At 69.3% G+C, this 18,001-nt stretch carries 17 protein-coding genes; 4 read left to right on the top strand and 13 right to left on the bottom strand.

The features are described 5' to 3' along the window. Positions 1–384: 384 nt before the first annotated feature. Positions 385–1,668 carry a tyrosine--tRNA ligase gene (gene tyrS, locus AC5592_RS17500; RefSeq protein ID WP_036508683.1) on the bottom strand — a complete coding sequence of 428 codons (1,284 nt, stop codon included), beginning with the start codon at positions 1,666–1,668 and terminating at the stop codon, positions 385–387. Positions 1,669–1,879: 211 nt separating this feature from the next. Here tyrS and AC5592_RS17495 point away from each other — a divergent pair, with 211 nt between their 5' ends. Beyond that, positions 1,880–2,851, top strand: coding sequence for an NAD(P)H-binding protein (locus AC5592_RS17495; RefSeq protein ID WP_084506803.1), 972 nt, complete (start codon positions 1,880–1,882; stop codon positions 2,849–2,851). Positions 2,852–2,953: 102 nt separating this feature from the next. Then, the gene (locus AC5592_RS17490; RefSeq protein WP_063064854.1) at positions 2,954–3,922 is read left to right on the top strand and encodes an AraC family transcriptional regulator; all 969 of its coding nucleotides are present in this window, start codon (positions 2,954–2,956) and stop codon (positions 3,920–3,922) included. 359 nt (positions 3,923–4,281) lie between these two features. Here the strand turns inward: AC5592_RS17490 and AC5592_RS17485 are convergent, their stop codons facing one another. Together AC5592_RS17485 and AC5592_RS17480 are read right to left on the bottom strand one after the other, a co-directional pair. Next, positions 4,282–4,683, bottom strand: a complete 402-nt coding sequence (locus tag AC5592_RS17485) for a DoxX family protein (RefSeq protein ID WP_063064838.1) — start codon at positions 4,681–4,683, stop codon at positions 4,282–4,284. A gap of 82 nt (positions 4,684–4,765) precedes the next feature. Continuing rightward, a complete protein-coding gene (locus AC5592_RS17480) occupies positions 4,766–5,434 on the bottom strand; it encodes a FadR/GntR family transcriptional regulator (RefSeq protein ID WP_063064837.1) in 669 nt (222 codons plus the stop codon). A gap of 214 nt (positions 5,435–5,648) precedes the next feature. Between AC5592_RS17480 and AC5592_RS17475 the strand changes: the two genes are divergently transcribed. Beyond that, the gene (locus AC5592_RS17475) at positions 5,649–7,346 is read left to right on the top strand and encodes a 2-isopropylmalate synthase (protein WP_063064836.1); all 1,698 of its coding nucleotides are present in this window, start codon (positions 5,649–5,651) and stop codon (positions 7,344–7,346) included. Between the two features lie 4 nt (positions 7,347–7,350). Here AC5592_RS17475 and AC5592_RS17470 read toward each other — a convergent pair whose 3' ends face one another. The 4 genes from AC5592_RS17470 to AC5592_RS17455 all read right to left on the bottom strand — a co-directional run bounded on the left by AC5592_RS17470 (position 7,351) and on the right by AC5592_RS17455 (position 10,678). Continuing rightward, complete coding sequence (locus AC5592_RS17470) at positions 7,351–7,974, bottom strand: DNA-3-methyladenine glycosylase (protein ID WP_036508640.1); 624 nt, start codon at positions 7,972–7,974, stop codon at positions 7,351–7,353. Between the two features lie 68 nt (positions 7,975–8,042). Further along, on the bottom strand, positions 8,043–8,363 hold the full coding sequence (locus AC5592_RS17465) for a DUF3761 domain-containing protein (RefSeq protein ID WP_232329403.1): 321 nt from the start codon (positions 8,361–8,363) through the stop codon (positions 8,043–8,045). Between the two features lie 95 nt (positions 8,364–8,458). Further along, a complete protein-coding gene (gene sigJ, locus AC5592_RS17460; RefSeq protein ID WP_063064835.1) occupies positions 8,459–9,397 on the bottom strand; it encodes an RNA polymerase sigma factor SigJ in 939 nt (312 codons plus the stop codon). Between the two features lie 45 nt (positions 9,398–9,442). Continuing rightward, positions 9,443–10,678: an NAD(P)/FAD-dependent oxidoreductase gene (locus AC5592_RS17455; protein WP_063064834.1), complete on the bottom strand. Its 1,236-nt coding sequence runs from the start codon at positions 10,676–10,678 to the stop codon at positions 9,443–9,445. A gap of 167 nt (positions 10,679–10,845) precedes the next feature. On the opposite strand from AC5592_RS17455, the gene AC5592_RS17450 reads away from it, so the two are divergent. Next, positions 10,846–11,574, top strand: coding sequence for a DsbA family oxidoreductase (locus AC5592_RS17450; RefSeq protein WP_198163870.1), 729 nt, complete (start codon positions 10,846–10,848; stop codon positions 11,572–11,574). 27 nt (positions 11,575–11,601) lie between these two features. Here the strand turns inward: AC5592_RS17450 and AC5592_RS17445 are convergent, their stop codons facing one another. Genes AC5592_RS17445 through AC5592_RS17420 form a run of 6 tightly spaced genes read right to left on the bottom strand, consistent with a single transcriptional unit; the run spans position 11,602 to position 17,790 of the window. Continuing rightward, positions 11,602–13,815 carry an MMPL family transporter gene (locus AC5592_RS17445; protein ID WP_063064833.1) on the bottom strand — a complete coding sequence of 738 codons (2,214 nt, stop codon included), beginning with the start codon at positions 13,813–13,815 and terminating at the stop codon, positions 11,602–11,604. A 23-nt stretch (positions 13,816–13,838) separates the two neighbouring features. Continuing rightward, positions 13,839–14,531, bottom strand: a complete 693-nt coding sequence (locus AC5592_RS17440; RefSeq protein WP_051025395.1) for an O-methyltransferase — start codon at positions 14,529–14,531, stop codon at positions 13,839–13,841. Then, complete coding sequence (locus tag AC5592_RS17435) at positions 14,528–15,316, bottom strand: NAD(P)H-dependent oxidoreductase (protein ID WP_051025394.1); 789 nt, start codon at positions 15,314–15,316, stop codon at positions 14,528–14,530. Before AC5592_RS17435 ends, AC5592_RS17440 begins: the two co-directional genes overlap by 4 nt. Positions 15,317–15,325: 9 nt before the next feature. After that, a complete protein-coding gene (locus AC5592_RS17430) occupies positions 15,326–15,853 on the bottom strand; it encodes a cupin domain-containing protein (protein ID WP_063064851.1) in 528 nt (175 codons plus the stop codon). Further along, positions 15,853–16,908: a type III polyketide synthase gene (locus tag AC5592_RS17425; RefSeq protein ID WP_036508633.1), complete on the bottom strand. Its 1,056-nt coding sequence runs from the start codon at positions 16,906–16,908 to the stop codon at positions 15,853–15,855. Before AC5592_RS17425 ends, AC5592_RS17430 begins: the two co-directional genes overlap by 1 nt. A gap of 39 nt (positions 16,909–16,947) precedes the next feature. Then, positions 16,948–17,790 (bottom strand): UbiA family prenyltransferase, encoded by an 843-nt coding sequence (locus tag AC5592_RS17420; RefSeq protein WP_198163869.1) that lies wholly within the window; start codon positions 17,788–17,790, stop codon positions 16,948–16,950. Positions 17,791–18,001 lie beyond the last annotated feature (211 nt).

Genomic DNA, 18,001 nt, shown 5'->3' with positions numbered 1-18,001 from the left:
GAGGATGAACGGAACCAAAATAAATATTTGGCACTGACATTCATCGACACACTATTGAGTTCTCAAAGAACAGGCGCACAAACAGTCTGGCCGGTTAACCGACCTTCTTGAGAGGCAACTTTTCCAGCCTAACCACCGAAGCTCGCGAAGTCAACTCACGATCTCTGGGTCCTACTGGCCGTCAGGCGCTCCTCGTCCGACCTCGTTGTCCCGGGCCTCTCGGCTCCGGGTCGGTGTCCGTGTCGCTCTGACCTGGAATAAGTTACGTGGCGGAGAACGGAACGTCAAATCGCCACGTCGGCTCGCATTTGCGCAGGTCACCGAGCCTCGAACCGGCGGGTGCCCGACCTGAATCACACGGATGTGACTCAGGTCATGGCCAGATCAGCTTCCGGCTCGGCGCGCGCCGGCGAAGTTCTTCTTGCCGCGCCGCAGCACCAGCCAGCGTCCGTGCAGGTAGTCGGTATCGGCGGGCACCCATTCCGGATCGGAGATGCGGGCGTTGTTCACCGAGGCGCCACCGTCGGCGACCGCCCGGCGAGCCGCACCGCGACTGTCGGACAGTCCGGAGGCGACCAGCAGATCCACGATCGTCGATTCGGGACCGGCCTCCGCCACGGTGCCCTCACCGGCGGCTTCGGCCAGCGCGGAACCCAGCGTCGCTTCGTCCAGGTCGTGCAGATCGCCGCGGCCGAACAGCGCCTGGCTGGCCAGCTGCACCGCGCGGGTGTGCGCCTCGCCGTGCACGAGCGTGGTCATCTCGGCGGCGAGGCGGCGCTGCGCCTCCCGGGCGTGCGGACGCTCGGCGGTCGCGGTCTCGAGTTCGGCCAGTTCTTCGCGGTCGAGGAAGGTGAACCAGCGCAGGTAGCGGATCACGTCGGCGTCGCCGGTGTTCACGAAGTACTGGTACCAGGCGTACGGGCTGGTCATCTCGGGGTCGAGCCAGAGGCTGCCGCCGCCGGTCGACTTGCCGAATTTCTTACCGTCGGCGGAGGTGACCAGCGGGGTGGTGAGGGCGTGGACCTGTTCGCCGTCGAGGCGGCGGTTGAGTTCGACGCCGGCGATGATGTTGCCCCACTGATCGGAGCCGCCGACCTGCAGCCGGCAGCCGTGGGCGCGGCGCAACTGCACGAAGTCGTTGGCCTGCAACAGCATGTAGCTGAATTCGGTGTAGGAGATGCCGTCGCTGTCGAGGCGGCGCTTGACGGTCTCGCGCGCCAGCATCACGTTCACCGAGAAGTGCTTGCCGATATCGCGGAGGAAGTCGACGGCGCTGAGATTGCCCGTCCAGTCCATATTGTTGGCGATGATCGCGCCGGTCGGCGATTCGTCGAAGTCGACGAAGCGTTGCAGCTGGCCACGGATCCGGTCGGCCCACTCGGCGACGGTGTCGGTCGAGTTCATCACCCGCTCCCCCACGTCGCGAGGGTCACCGATCAGGCCGGTGGCGCCGCCGGCCAGGACGATGGGGCGATGTCCGGCCTGCTGGAACCGCTTGAGCGTGAGCAGGGGAACGAGGTGACCCGCGTGCAGACTCGCCGCCGTGGGGTCGAAACCCGCATACAGCGTGATCGGGCCCTTCGCCGTATCGGCCCGCAGGGCGTCCAGATCCGTGGACTGTGCGATCAGCCCACGCCAGGTCAGTTCGTCGATGATGTCGGCGCTCACGCCCTCCCATCTTTCCGCACCGGGCGCGATCGGCTGCGCTGGGTCGGCTATGTCCGGATGAGCGTGCTGTTCGCCGGCGGGCGAGCGGCGACCCCGCCGGCGCACGGCGATCCTCGACAGGAACGCCCCGCGAGCCCGTCGTGGACGCGCGCGTATGTGTGCGAGCGTCCGGACCATGGCCGGTCGGCTCCGCTCCGGATGTACTTGACGCATGACCGAAAACACCATCATCCAGAGCGAAACCAACAGCGCCGCAACAGTTTCTGAAACCACTGAATCCGATCACCGGGCCACGGCAACTACCGCCTCTCGCGGCGTCGACCGTACCGATGCGGGCCCTGTCGTCGTCTTGGGTGGCACCGGGAAGACCGGCCGGCGGGTCGTGGCGCGCCTGGCCGAGCGCGGGATCGAGGTACGGCCGGCCTCCCGCTCGACGGCGCTCCCCTTCGACTGGGCCGACCGGACGACTTGGGACGCGGCCCTGCGCGGCGCCCGATCCGTCTACCTCGCGTACCAGCCGGATCTCGCCGCGCCGGGCGCCGACGAGGCGGTCAGCGCACTGACCGAGGCGGCGCGGCGGGCCGGGGTGCGGCGGCTGGTTCTGTTGTCCGGCCGGGGCGAGCCCGAAGCGCAACGCTGTGAGGAGATCGCTCTGCACGGCGGCCTGGCCACGACCGTCGTGCGGTGCAGCTGGTTCGCCCAGAATTTCAGCGAGGATTTTCTGGCCGAGGAGATCGCGGCGGGACAGGTGACACTGCCGGCCGACGCGGTCGCCGAGCCGTTCGTGGACGCCGAGGACATCGCCGATGTCGCCGTCGCCGCACTCACCGAGGACGGGCATGCCGGTGAGATATACGAGCTGACCGGGCCGCGGGCGCTGACCTTCGCCGAGGCCGTGGCCACGATCGCCGCCGCCACCGGTCGCGAGATCAGGTATCAGCCGGTGGGCCTGGACGAGTACGCCGCCGCGATGTCGGAGATGGGCTTGCCGCGCGAGGTCGTCGACTCGCTGACCTATCTGTTCGGCACCGTTCTCGACGGTCGCAATACGGCCGTCATCGACGGGGTCGAGCGCGCGCTGGGGCGGGCGCCGCGATCGTTCGCCGACTATGCCCGGCGGACGGCGGCCGAGGGCGGTTGGCCGGTAGCGGGCGGCGAACCGTCCGATGCGCCGCGCGGGTGATCGGCCGTGCCGGTGATCGTGCGCGACTTCCCGGGGTGCCGCCGCCCCACCGGTGCTGGGAACCCGGTTGCCGCGCTCGCCGCCATGCGCGATCGTCGTGGGATGGATGCCCTCGCCGACCTGCTCGACGGCCCGCGCGCTCGCGGCGCGTTCGTGATGCGCTCGCTGCTCGACCCGCCGTGGTCGCTGCGGATCCAGGACCGGGCGCCGCTCACGGTGGTGGTGGTGACCCGCGGATATGCCTATCTCGTGCCCGACGGCGACGATCCGATCCGGCTCGACGAGGGCGCGGTCGCGATTCTGCGCGGTCCCGACCCGTACACGGTGGCCGACGAGCCCTCGACCCCGCCGCAGGCGATCGTGCACCCCGGGCAGACCACGACTACTCCGGACGGTGAATTGCTTTGTGAGACATGGGATCTCGGGGTGCGCAGCTGGGGGACTAATGCGGCCGGAACGACCGCGCTGCTGACCGGGACCTACGAGGTGGCCGGCACGGTGAGCGACCGTCTGTTGCGCGCCCTGCCGCCGCGCGCCGTACTCGACGGTCACGAGGTGGACGAACGTCTGCTCGGACTGTTGGTCGACGAGTCCGGCCGCGATGTTCCCGGGCAGGCGTCGGTTCTCGACCGGCTGCTGGATCTGCTGACCATCGCGGCACTGCGCACCTGGTTCGCGCGAGCCGAGGCGCCGCAGTGGTACAGCGCCTACGCCGATCCCGTGGTGGGACAGGCGTTGCGGCTGCTCGAGCACAACCCCGCCCACGATTGGACGGTCGCCGAACTGGCGGCGACCGTCGGTGCGTCCCGGGCGGCGCTGGCCCGGCGATTCACCGAACTCGTGGGGGACCCGCCGATCGCCTACCTCACCGAATGGCGGCTGGCGCGGGCGGCGGACCTGCTGCGCGGCACCGATGCGACCATCGAATCGATCGCGCGGCAGGTTGGTTACGGGACGGCGTTCAGTCTGAGTGCCGCGTTCAAACGGCGTTACGGGGTGAGCCCGGGTATGCATCGGCGCACCGACCCCGTGGCGGCAGCACCGGAACGCGACGCCGGTGCGGGCGGCTGACCTAAGCTATGGCCGAAAGTTGTTGCGCAGCAATATCGGAGCGCCGCTCGGGGACCACAGCTGTGGTCGATTCCCGGGGCGCCTCGCGATGATGCTGCCCGCGTCGGCGGTCGCCGGCAGGCCGGTGAAGGCAAACCGCCGCACTACGATCCGCTGCCACTGGCCGAACCGGTCGCCCGCAACGCTGGCCGAAGTCGCTGCGACGCAGACCGCCCTCGTCGGCGAGGGCGCCGACGAGCCGGGGCGATGAGACCACCCGGGGGCGCACCGGCACAGATCCACGGGCGCGGCATTTCGACCCACATGTCGACGGGCCCGCTCCGGTTCTTCCCGGCGCGGGCCCATCGGCGGTCGCGACTTCAGTGTGCGGGGCGGCGTTCGTAGGCGATCCAGGCGAAGACGGCCACCAGGACCAGCGGGAAGATCGCGCCCGCCGGGGCGTCCATGACGAAGGCTTGGGTGGCGGCGGCGCAGACCATGGTGATCGACAGTCCGGCGGCGGCGAGCCAGGACAGGCGCGGCACCAGCAGCCCGATTCCGCCCGAAATCTCCACCAGGCCGGTGAAATAGCGGAACCAGTCGCCCCAGCCGATGTCGTGGAAGATGCGGACGGCATCGGATTGGCCGACCATCTTCGGCAGTCCCGAGGCGATGACGAAGAACAGGCCCAGCACGATCTGCAGGGTCCACAGCACGCGGTTGCGGATCGTGCCGGGACGGGGGGTGGTGACGGACGGGGCGGAGGCGGTGATGGCGGTCATGATTCGGTGTCCTTCCGGATGCTCGATGTCTGTTCGAGCGCGCTCACCACAGAAGACGGGGCACCCCGGATGAATTCATCGGTCAGGAGAACGCGGATTTCAAGGCGCTCAGATGCACCCGGCTCGCCGTGGCCGCCGTGTCGGCCGACCGATCGCGGATCGCGTCGAACAACACCTCGTGGGCGTGATGGTCCGCGCCTGGATCGGCCATCGGCCGCATCCGCAGCATCTCGGTCATCGCGCGGTGCACGCGCGGGACGAAGGCGTCGAACAACTGCAACAGCACCTCATTGTGCGCCGCCGCGATCACGGTGCGGTGAAAGGCGGTATCGGCGTCGACAAGATGTTCCACCGACTCGTCGGATCCGGCGCGCACCGACAGCGCCTTACGCATGATCCGCAGGTCGGCAGGGGTGCGCCGCTGCGCCGCCAGAGCCGCGGCCTCGGCCTCGATGGCGATGCGGGCCTCGATGACGGCGGCGATGTCGGCCCGGCGCAACACCTCGTCCCAGTCCTCGGCCACCTCCAGCGCGGTGACGAAAACGCCTGCCCCCTGGCGGCTTTCGAGCACGCCCTGACCGGACAGTTCCCGGATCGCCTCGCGCAGCGTGGAACGTCCGACGCCCAGCTGGGCCGCGAGGGTCGTCTCGCCCGGCAGTTTGTGCCCGAGTTGCCATTCACCCGCGCGGATCCGGTCGAGCAGGAGCTGGGCGGCCTGGGCCGCGAGCGGTCGCCTCTGCACGGTCGCCATCGGCCCTCACCTCTCTACTTGTCTGAGGAGTTGTCACTCGCTATGGTAGCCGATATGGGACAGGGACTGCTTCTCCTCGGCCGCCGCGGCGGGGTCTGAACGACCGGCACCCCGCCCGCGGGTTGCTGGGCTGCGCCGGTCGACATCTCCGACGCAGAAAGCCGATACCGTGCCCGACCACACTTCCCGCTGGAATCGCCAGCGCCCCTCCGTCATGCCCTCGCATCGCTATCACGATGTGTACCACCGGGTTTCGGTGCCACTGACCGAGCGCAGCTGGCCCTCGAAACGCCTCGAATCCGCCCCGCTGTGGGTGCCGGTCGACCTGCGCGACGGCAATCAGGCCCTGGCCGAACCGATGGATCCGGAGCGCAAGCGCCGGTTCTTCGAGATGCTGGTCGCGATCGGCTACAAGGAGATCGAGGTCGGCTACCCGAGCGCCTCGCAGACCGATTTCGACTTCGTCCGCCTGATCCGCGACGCCGAGCCGGCGCCCGCCGACGTCACCCTGGTCGTATTCACCCCGGCGCGTGCCGATCTCATCGCGCGAACCCTGGAATCGGTGGAGGGGATCACCAACGACGTGGTGATCCACATGTACACCGCGACCGCGCCGCTGTGGCGCGAGGTCGTGCTGGGCCGCTCCCGGGCCGACGTGGCGGAGATGATCGTCGCGGGTGGACGCGAGATCGCGCGACTGGCCGGCGACCGGCCGAATCTGCGATTCCAGTTCTCCCCCGAGGTTTTCATGCTCACCGAACCGGATTTCGTGCTGGAGGTGTGCGATGCGATGACGGACCTGTGGGACGCCTGCCCCCAGCGCCCGGTCGTGCTGAATCTGCCGGCGACGGTAGAGGTCGCCACGCCCAATGTCTACGCCGACCAGATCGAATACATGGACCGCAATCTGAGCCGCCGCGACGGAGTGATCCTGTCGGTCCATCCGCACAACGACCGCGGCACCGGCATCGCCTGTGCGGAACTGGCGATGCTGGCCGGAGCCCAGCGCGTGGAGGGCTGCGTCTTCGGCAACGGTGAGCGCACCGGCAACGTCGACATCGCGACACTGGCCTTGAATCTGCATGCCCAAGGCGTGGATCCGATGATCGACTTCTCCGATATCGACGGGATTCGCCGGACCGTCGAGTACTGCACACGAATGCCCATTCCGGAGCGGCACCCCTACGTCGGCGATCTGGTGTACACCGCGTTCTCCGGGACGCACCAGGACGCGATCAAGAAGGGGTTCGCCGACCATCGCCGGCGGGCCGAGCTGGCGGGGGTGCCGGAATCCGAGATCGAGTGGCAGGTGCCGTATCTGCCGATCGATCCGGCGGATGTCGGACGCAGTTACGAGGCGGTGATCCGGGTGAATTCACAGTCCGGCAAGGGCGGTATCGCCTACCTGCTGCAGACCGGCTACGGAGTGGAGCTGCCGCGACGGCTGCAGATCGACTTCGCCCGGCACGTGCAGCGCCATACCGACGACACCGGCGCCGCGGTGAGTGCGCGGTGGTTGTGGGATCTGCTGCAGCAGGTCTACGGTCCGACCGGCGACGGTATCGACTGTGCCGCGGGCCGGATTCGGTGGCGGTACAACGAATCCGGCGACGTCGTGTTCACCGCGCCGGAGGACGGCACCGACGTCGAGACGACCTCGGCGGCCGCCGATGCCGCGAACGAGCTCACGAAACTGGTTGCCGTCCACGGCATCTCGATCGAGTCGCTGCCGTCGGCCCACCACCGGTTGCCCGCCGGCGCGGACGCGGAATTCGTGGTCTACGGCGAGTTCCGCATCGGCGGCGACACTCACTGGGCGCTCGGCGTCGCCGATACCGTCGCGGCGGCCGAACTGGCGGCGACGGTCGCGGCGGCGCAGCGCGCACAGGTCCCGGCCGATGTGACGAGTTGAGCGCTCAGGCCGACCGCCCCACCTCGGGGGCGCGTGGACTGCGGCGGTAAGCCGAGACCGCCGGGGAGTCGCGCAACCACAGTCGCCACGGGCGGTCGGCGGCCAGGCTCACGCCGACCCGGGGGCCCACCCCGATCGCGGCGGAGTCGGTGATCTCGGGCCCCAACTCCACCCGGATCGGCGCCGCCGGGTCGAACAGCGCGGTGCCGTAGTCGGAGAGGGTGATTCCGAGGGCACTGCCGAAGTTCCCGGGTCCGCGCGCCAGATCGGCTTCGGTGCGGGCCGCGCGACGCCGGGAGCGGACGACCTCGTGGCCCTCGATCACCTCACCGGCCCGCAGCAGCACGGCACTGGCGACTCCGTCGGGGCCGCTGGTGACGTTCACGCAGGTGTGCATGCCGTAACTGAAGTAGACGTAGAGCATGCCGGGCGGGCCGAACATGACGGCATTGCGCGGGGTGCGGCCGCGGCCGGAGTGGGCCGCCGGGTCGTGCCAGGGTCCGGCCGGGTCACCGCCGTACGCCTCGACCTCCACGATGCGCACGGCGACCGGGCCGGACCGCATCGTCGCGCCCAGCAGGCGACGGGCGGCGGCCAGCGGCTCCACGGCGAGTTCCTCGGCAGACACGGGTTCTCATTCTTACTCGAGCACCCGTGGTGACCGGCGCCACGCCCGCCGTGGACCGTCCGGCTCGATCAGAGCCAGCGCTCGACACCGCCGTGATGGGAGCAGGTGCCGCTGCGGTGGCGGCTGTAGCTGTAGGTGCCGTCGCCGCACTGCGCGGTCGCGCCGTCAGGATCCGAGCCGGGACGCGGGACGCAGGCGTGGTCGACGTTCTCGTAATCGCCTGCGGGGCAGGAGACGAAGGCCGGGGCGGCGGTCGCGGTAGTGGTGACGGCGGGGGCGAAGACGGCGGCGAAGCCGACACCGGCGGCGAGCAGCCAGCCGGTCAGGGTGGTTCGACGGGCGGGAATCCTGGCGCCGGATCGACGGGTGCGGCTCGCTGCGCTGTGCACTTGTGAAACTCCTACCATTCTGATCTACGCCGGAACTGTCCCGGCGGATGACAAAAATAGCGCATCCCGTAGCCGCACAGGACATTTCGGTCGAATCAGAGGTGTCGGATCTCCTGCGGCGGGCGCAGGCCGGCGAGTTTGTCGGGATTCACCTGGAAGCGCAGATTCTGCACGCGGCCGTCGAGAATGTCGAAGGTGAGTGCGCCGACCGGGAATCCGCCGATCTCGCCGACCACGCTGAGTTCGCCGTTCAGCACCGCGGCCCGCATCCGGATACCGGTCAGGACGGGTTTGGCCAGCACACCGAGCAGCCAGCGGGCGACGTGGTCGGGGCCGTGCAGCGGGCGCCGCGCCGCGGTGACCTTGCCGCCGCCGTCGTTCCAGAGGGTGACGTCGGGAGCGAGCAGTTGCATCAGCGCGTTGACGTCGCCCCCGTTGGCGGCCGCCAGGAACTGCTCGGTGATCTCCTGCCGCGCAACGGGATCGGTGTCGTAGCGGGGCCGGCGCGCCTGCACGTGATTGCGGGCGCGATGCGAGATCTGCCGGACGGTCGGCTCGGGCCGATCGAGGAAGCCGGCGATCTCGGCGGGTGAGAAGCCGAAGACGTCGCGCAGTACGAACACCGCACGCTCGACCGGGCCCAGCGTCTCCAGCACGACCAGCATGGCCGTGGACACCGTGTCGACGATCTCGACGCGCTCGGTGGCATCGGGTTCGCTGAGCAGCGGTTCGGGCAGCCACGGGCCGACGTAGGTTTCGCGCACCGCGCGGGCGCTGGTCAGCCGGTTCAACGACAGGTTCGTCACCGTCCGCACCAGATACGCCTTGGGGTGGCGGACCCGGCCCCGGTCGGCCTCGTGCCATTTCAACCAGGCGTCCTGCAGCACGTCCTCGGCGTCGGCCACACTGCCGAGCAGTTGATACGCGGTGGCGAACAGCAGCCGGCGATGCGTGTCGAACGCATCGCCGGGGTCCGCCGGCGGGTCCGCGGGCCGGGCGGTCGCCGCACCGGCGTCCTCGGCGTCACCGTCCATGCGCTCATCCTCTCCCGCTCGGTCGAGCACCCGCAATATCGCGCCTCAGGCCGCGACGCGGCCGGCCGCGCGCGTCGCGCGTCCACCGCGTGACAGCGTGACCGAGACATTCGCGCGCCGGCTCAGCCGGAACGTCGGGACGGGGCTGCCGCTGACGAATTCCTTGTACCGCACCGCGGCGCCGCCTGTCAGATATCCGCGCCGAGGGCTGTCGTCGGCGTGGGTGAATCCGATGACGGCATCCCGGCGGCCGAGGCTGACGGGCTGATGGAAGTAGCCGAATCGGAACGGCCGCACCGACTTTCCGCGCAGGCGCCGCGCGATGGTGTCGGCGGCGTAGGCCGCGGTCGGCATCCCGCTCTGGCAGGTGCCGTGCATGCGGCCCCACGGCTGGGTGATCGCGGCGGCGTCGCCGATCGCGTAGATATCGGGATGCGACACCGACCGCAACGTCGCGTCGGTGACGATGGCCCCCGCCGCGTCCGTGGTGATGCCGGCCTCGGCGGCCAGGGCGGGCACGCGGACTCCGGCGGTCCACAGCGTGAGCCCGGCGGGCACCATCACGCCGCTGTCGAGGCGCACCGCGTCCGGCAGCACCTTGGTCACGCGAGTTCCGCTGCGGCGCACGATGTTCAGGCGATCCATGGCGCGCTCGACATAGGCCCGCGGGCGCTCCCCCAGCATGGCGGCGGGTTCTCCGGTGCTGATCAGGGTGACGGTGAGGCCGGGATGGGATTCGGCGATTTCGGTGGCGGCTTCGACGCCGGTGAGACCGCCACCGCAGACCGCGACCGCTCCCCCGCTCGCCTCGAGTTCGGCGAGGCGCTGCGACATCCGATGTGCCGCGCGCGGATCGTCGAGGGTCCGGGCATGCTCGGCCGCACCCGGCACGGTGGTGGTGTCGGCTCGGCTACCGAGGGCGTAGACCAGGGTGTCGTAGCCGAGTTCGGCACCGTCGTCGCAGATCACGCGGTGCGCGGCCGGGTCGATCGCGGTGGCGGCGGCGCGACGGAAGGTCACGCCGGTGCCGGCCAGCAGTTCCGGGATGCGGTGGTCGGCGAGCTCGGTGCCGGCCGCGACCTGATGCATGCGCAGCCGCTCGGTGAACCGCTCCGACGGATTGACGAGGGTGATGCGCACCGGCTGCTTGCGGGTGCGGCGCGCGAGCCGGATGGCCGTCAGCATTCCGGTGTAACCGGCGCCGAGAACGACGATGTCGTGCGGCCGCCCGGCGTCCGGCTCACGCGGTGTCCCGTGGTTGCTGCGCTGGGTCTCGCTCATGGTCTTGTCCTTTCGCGGCGGGTCGACTGTGCGATTCGGTGATGGGACAAGTCGGCCGCCGCATTCGTGACACCACCCGATGTGATGCCAGTCACACCTCGGGGAACAGGCTGGGCAGGCGCTCGGTTGACATGTCAGGACTTTTCGAAGACGCGAATGAGGTGACCATGGCCGTGCAGGTCGAGATCTGGACCGATATCAACTGCCCGTTCTGCTATCTGGGCAAGCGGCGCTTCGAGCAGGCGCTGGCCGGCTTCGAGCACCGCGATCAGGTGCGGGTCGTGCACCGGTCCTTCGAGCTGGACCCGACGCTGCCGGCCGGGCACAGCGGTCCGGTGGTCGCCCATATCGCCGAGAAGTACGGCATCAGCGAGGCCCAGGCCGCCGCCAACGAACGCGGCATCGCCGCCCAAGCGCAGGCCGTGGGCCTGCCGTATCGCACCGAGGGACGCGACTTCGGCAACAGCTTCGATATGCATCGGCTGCTGCACTTCGCACTGGATCGGGGACGGCAGGAAGACGTGCTCGACGCGCTGTACGAGGGCAATTTCGCCGACGAGCGGCCGGTGTTCGGGGATCGGGAACGGTTGATCGAGCTGGCGGCGCGAGCGGGCCTGGATCCGGTCGAGGTGCGCGCCGCCCTCGACGATCCGCAGGCCTACGCCGACGCCGTGCGCGCCGACGAGAACACCGCCGCGCAGCTCGGCGCGCGGGGTGTGCCCTTCTTCGTCTTCGACCGCACTTACGGCGTCTCCGGCGCCCAGCCGCCCGAGGTGTTCAGCCAGGCCTTGGAGCGCGCGTGGGCCGATCACGCTCCCGCGCTGCAGGTCCTCGGCGACGGTGACGCCTGTGGTCCGGACGGTTGCGCCGTCCCCGCCGCGGACGACCGAGGCTGATCGCGGTCCTGCGACGCGGGGCGCGACCTATCCCGAAACGGGTTCCGCGTCGCGCAACCCGACCCTGGCGTGCACCCAGCGCAGCGGCCGCGGCGCCCACCAGTTCCAGCGCCCCGTCAGGCGCATCAGCGACGGAACGAGCAGGCAGCGAACCACGGTGGCGTCGACGAGCACGGTGAGCGCCAGCCCCAGCCCCAGCAACTGGATGAACGCCAGGCGGGAGAAGACGAGGGCGCCCAGGACTATCGCCATCAGCGCGGCCGCGGCGGTGACGATACGACCGGTCCGGGCCACGCCGAGCGCCACCGACCGGGTGTTGTCGCCGCATCGCAGCCACTCCTCACGGATCCGGGAGAGCAGGAAGATCTCGTAGTCCATCGACATGCCGAATGCCAGGCAGAACATCATGATCGGGACGTTGGCCACCAGATAGCCGGTCGGCGTGAAACCGAGCACGCCGGCCAGATGCCCGTCCTGGAATATCCACACCATCGCCCCGAACGCGGCGGTGAGCGACAGCACGTTCATCAGCAGCGCCTTCACCGGGAGCACCACGCTCCCGGTGAACAGGAACAGCACCGAGAACATCGCGACCACGATCCACGCCGCGGCGACGGGCAGGCGCGCACCGATCGAATCGAGCGCGTCCCGGTTCTCGGCCGCGGCGCCCCCGAACAGCGGTGGCGCCGGGGCCGCGATCGCGCGCAGCCGGTCGAGCTGCCGGGCGCCGGCCACCGAATACGGGTCCAGGTCCGTGCCGACGAGGAGCACCTCTCCGGCGGTGCCGCTCATCCCCGGCGGCGCCGACGCCATCCGGGCTCCGCCGACGTAGGTACCGGAGCCGGAGACAACCGCCGAGACGTCGGGCACCCGCGACAGTTCGGCGGCGTAGGGGCCGGGGTCGCCGTGATGGCCGGGCAGGACGACGGTGACCGAATCGGTGGGATTGCGCGCGAACTCCGAACGCAGGATGTCGCCGACCGTCCTGCTGTCGGCCACCCCGGCGCGAATCGCCCGATCATCGGGAGTGCCGAACTTGATCGCGAGAAACGGCGCGCCCAGCAGCAGCAGTAACGCGGTGACGATCACCGCGACGGGCAGTGCGCGGCGCATCACGCCGGTGACCATGCGGTACCAGACACCGTCCTCCAGCGGCACCGTCCGCCGCGGCGGCAGCCGGAGCAGACGCCGCAGCGGCGCGCGGAGGTCGAGGGCGTTCACCCGGTCGCCGAGCAGCACCAGGCACGCCGGCAGGACGAGCACCGACGCGAGCGCGGCCACCGCGACCACGACCAGTCCGCTGTAGGCGAACGAGCGCAGGAAGAACATCGGGAAAACCAGCAGCGCCGACAGCGAAAGGATCACCACCAGAGCGGAATACAGCACCGCGCGACCGGCGGTGCAGACCGCGCGGATCACCGCCTCCTCCCGGTCCGCCCCGCGGTCGAGTTCCTCCCGGTAGCGCGAGACGACGAACAGGCTGTAGTCGATGGCGAGTGCCAGACTCAACGCCGTGGTCGTATTCAGCGCGAACACCGACACATCGGTGAACTCGGTCAGCAGCCGGAGCACGGCCAGGGTGGTGACGATCGACACCAGCCCGATGACCACCGGCAGCAACGCCGCGATCAGACTCCCGAAGACCAGGATCAACACGATCGCCGATATCGGGATGGCGACGGCCTCGGCCGAGGCCAGGTCTCGCACGCTGACGGCGCTCAGGTCGCGCAGGGTCGCCGCGTAGCCGCCGAGGTGAATCGTCACCCCCGCCGGTGCCGGCAGCGCGCGGGCGATCTCGTCGGCGGCCTTCTGCTGGGCCGTGTCGTCACCGGCGATGCGGGCCACGACCAGGGCGGTCCGGCCGTCCGAACTGCGCAGTGCCGCACGCAGATCCGGCGGCGCGGTCCAATACGACTGCACCGCCGTGATGTCGGACCGTCGCTGCAACCACGCGGTCACGTCCACGCCCGCCTGCCGGGCCGGTGGGCTCTCCACGCCGCCGTCGGCGCCGACGGTCAGGACGAGATTCGGTGCCACGCCGCCGAATTCGGCGTCCACCAGTTCGCTCACCCGCGTCGACTCCGCGTCCGGCGGTGCGAAGCCACCGGCCTCGAGCCGGTCGACGACCGAACTGCCGGCCGCCGCCGCGATCAGCACCACCAGCAGCGCGACGCCGAGGATCACCTTCGGGTGGAACGCGGCGACCCGCGCGACGCGCTCGAGTACGGAGGTCTTCTTCATCGTTCCTCTCCGGTGGCCGGGCGCTACCGCACCCGCACGATCACATCGATTCCGTCGTCGAGGGGCAGGGTTGTCCGTAGATAGGTCTGCGAGCGTTCCGCTATGTAGCGGTGGAAGTCGTCGAGCAGGTCGGCATGTCTGGAGACATTGTCCGAGACGATGATCGATCCCAGCGTCAATTTCGGCTCCATCGCTCGAAATACGGGCAGATGCAGGGGCAGCCACCCGTCGAGCAGCAGCAGTCCGACGGGGCCGGACACGGTCGGCAACGTCTCGAGCGCATCGCCGACCAGCACGCGCACCCGATCGCCCACACCCGCCTCGGCGAGGTTGGCGGTGGCGACCGCGGCCTTGTGCGCACTCAGTTCGGTGCCGATCACCTGCGCGCCCGTGCGTTGTGCGGCGGCGGCCAGATACAGCGTCGACATGCCGTGCGAGGTGCCGTATTCGACGATCGTAGCGGCACCGGAGCCCACCGCCAGCTGAAACAGCAGGCGGCCCACCGAACGGGCGACCGGCAACATCGCCGCCTCACCAGTGGCGGTCATCGCCCGCAGGGTCTCGGCATCCGGTGTCGCGCCGAGTTCGCGCAAGCGCACCGACACCGCGCCGATCACGTCGCCGTCGGCGTGGGCCGCCACTTCCAGTCGCTCGACGACACCGCGCACCCGGTCGTCGAGAAAGTCGAGACCACTGTCGGTTCCGATGTCGATCATGATTCTCCACTTCGATGTCCGTTGCTCGAAAGGACCGGGCCGCTTGCCATTTCGGCGCTGATCCACTCCTGCGCCTCGCGTGCGGAGATGCCGGCGTTGTGCAGCCGCTCCGCGACCACGCCGGGCGGCGCGCCCCGGCTCAGCGCCTCGCGCACCATCGGGGCGAAGCGCGCCCGTTCGACGACGGCCCGGTGGGCCGCGACGAAGTCGGCGCCGGCGCGCGCGGTCCCCGCGCTGAGGGCGTTGCCGAATTGTTCGAGTGCCAGCGCGACCAGCGCTCGCACGGCGGGATCCGTGAGGGCCACCGACCCGTCGGCACCGGGTCGCAGCAGGCTCGGCGCCGAGGCCAGCACGATTTCCGGTTGGTACAGCACGGTGTTGCCCAGATACGACAGCACCCGGTTCAGGTCGGCCAGCCCGCGCGCGCCGTTGCTGCGCGAGAGCGTCACCACCACGGGCACGATCACCTTCCCGCGCAGGGCGCCGCCGCCGTGCGGGCGCGACAGCCAGTCGAGGGCGTTCTTCAGCACACCCGGAACGGACTGGTTGTATTCCGGGGAGGCGACGATCACCCCGTCGGACGCGGCCACCGCGGCGCGCAACGCCCGTACGCCCGGCGGCGGCGCCGCGGTATCGATGTCCTCGTTGTACAGCGGCACCTCGCCGAGCCCGTCGAATACGTGGTAGCCGCATTCGAACGGCAGCAGGTGCGGTACCGCCTCGAGGAACATCCGGTTGTAGGACTGCCGCCGCAGCGAGCCGGCGAGTCCGAGCACGCTCGTCATCGCTGCGGCTCACTCACCTGGCGGCTGGTAGCGCAACTCGCTGATCTGCTCGATGTCGTATTTCCGGCGCAGTGCCGCCACGGCGGCCGGATCCACCGCGGCGCCGGTGCGGAAGATCTCGATGAGTCCTTCGAAATAGTGTTCGTGGTCCGGCGGCGGCGAGGCCTGGAAGAACATCTTCGCCGGCGCGTCGGAGGCGTTGCGGAACGCGTGCGGGCATCCGGGCGGCACGAACACCACGCTGCCGGGCCCGGCGGTGATGACGGTGCGGCCCTCCTCGGAGCGCCACTGCGACCAATGCCCTTCCCACGAAACCGGTTCGAAGGCAAGAAATTCCAGCTCGCCCTCGACGAGGTAGAACAGCTCCTCGGAATGGTGATGCAAATGCGCCCCGACGTCGAAGCCCGGTGGGACCAGCACCTCGAAACTGGACGCGGCGGTGGAGTGCTCGCCGGTGACCTTGAAAACCACTTCGTGTGCGGCGCTGACGAGTCGTTTGCCCTCGCCCGGCGCTACGTAGAGTCCGTGAATCGACATCAGCTGTACCACTCTCCCAGTGAGATCTCGGCGGTGATTCCCGGACCGAACCCGGCGATGATGCCGCGTCCGATCTTCGGATTGTCGGTGTCTTCGAAGAGTCGCCGGGTCGCGTCGAGCACCACGGCGCTGGCGATATTGCCGTGCCGGGTCAGCGTCTCGCGGCTGTAGCGGAACTGGTTCGGCGCCACATCGAGGAATTTCGACAGGTCGTCGAGGATGCGCGGCCCACCGGCATGGATGATGTAGAAGTCGAGGACCCCGGCATCCCAGCCCTCCTGTTCGGAGACCGCGCGCAGCACCGGCGCCAGCGGTTCCATCGTTCCCGGGACCCGCTTGTCCAGCTGGAAGTGGAAGCCGGTCGCCCGCACCGCGTAGGAGATCCAGTCGATGGTGCCGGGAATCAGGTAGGACGCGTTGCGCCGCAATTCGATTCCGGCTCTGCCCGCGGCGGCGGCATCGGAGACCACCACGGCCGCGACCGCATCGCCGAACAGGCCGTTGGACAGCAGGGTGCCGACGGAGACGTCACTGGGCTGGTAGCACAGCGAGCAGAATTCGCACGACACCACGAGGACGTTCGCGCCGGGGTGGGCCCGGCAGTAGTCCAGTGCGCGGGCGATGGCGGCACCGCCTGCGGCACAACCGAGTTGAGCGATCGGAAGCTGTGCCGTGGAGTATCGGAAGCCGAGTTCGTTGATCATCCACGCGGTCAGCGACGGCATCATGAAGCCGGTGCACGAGACGTAGATGATGGCGTCGATATCCGCCGCGGCCTTGCCGGCGTTGGCCAGCGCCTCTTCGACGACCACCGGCACGTAGCGTTTCGCCTCCACCTCGTGCAGTTGATTGCGTTCCTCGAAACCGGGGTGCCGCAACGCACGATCCAGGGGCTGCACGATGTTGCGGGTCTCGACGCCGGTGTTGCGGATCAACCGCAGCGCCAGCTCCAGGTCCGCGTGGCCCGCGTGCAGCCGGCGCGCGACGTCCAAGGTCTGTTCGAGGGTGACCACCTCGTCCGGGAAGGCCACCGCGGGTTTGTACAGGATCGCCATTCGCCGATCTCCTAACTCGTAATTCGATGAGAGCGGCGCCTAGCGGGCCGCGAAGGCGAAGGCGGCGACGACGACTGTCGTCCACCCGACCAGAAGGGTGTGCAGCGGAGCGAGTTTCGAGCAGGCGCGCAGCACGGCCACTCCCTCGTCGACCGGCTTCCCGCGCACCGCCCGTGCGGTCCGGGCCATGAACCGCACCGCGAACAGGCAGGCCGCCAGATACGGCACCAACCCCCAGACCGGGCCGGCCAGCACCACGATCGACGCGGTGACGACGATCGCTCCGAGCGACAGCATCGCCACTCCGAGCCCGAGCGCGCGGGTCAGTCCGAGCGTCCGGACGTAGGTCATCACCGAATACAGTTCGTCCTCGGGGAAGTCCTCGGCGTGGCTGATGACGATGATGCCGATATTGGTGAGGCTGAAGCCGCAGATCGCGGCGATCGCCGCCCACGACAGCGGCCCCTCGAACGCGCGCAGCACGAACAACCCCGGCAGGACGAAGTACACGGCGTGCAGCACCGGCAGCTGCCAGATGCCGCGGCCGTTGAGGTGCAGCGGCGGCAGCGAGTAGCCCATACCCAGCACCGCCCACAGACCGCCGATGAGCAGCAGGTCCAGATGCCCGGTGCGGTAGGTCAGCCAGCCCTCCGCGACTCCCACGATCAGCATGGCGGCCACGATCTGGCGGATCACCCGGCCGACGCCCAGGCCGTAGACGGCACGGGACAGCCTGGTCTTGTAGATCGCGTCCATCCGGCGGTCGGCGAGGCAGTTGGCCATATTGCCGATCTGAATGGAGACCACCACGACGATGGTCGCGAGCAGCATGTCGAGTGACAGCAATTCGCGCATCGTGCGAGCCATGAGAAGAGCCGGCACCAAAGGAACCGTCACCGTCAACGGTAGAAATTCAACGCGTCGAATAATGAGGCTGTAACGCAGCCAGGACTGCACCGAGAGTTTCTCGGGCAGTGCCGAACCATCGGCGGTGAATATCTCCGACCATTGCGCAGCGAGGCTGACTCGATTATCCGTCATTGTGCATTTCTCCCCTATAGCAAGATATTGTCAGGCGGTCGCAAGCCTCGGA

It is taken from the genome of Nocardia violaceofusca NBRC 14427 (assembly GCF_963869435.1).
In the GTDB taxonomy this organism is placed as follows: Bacteria; Actinomycetota; Actinomycetes; order Mycobacteriales; family Mycobacteriaceae; genus Nocardia; species Nocardia aobensis.
This window is presented reverse-complemented; position numbering and strand designations above follow the sequence as displayed.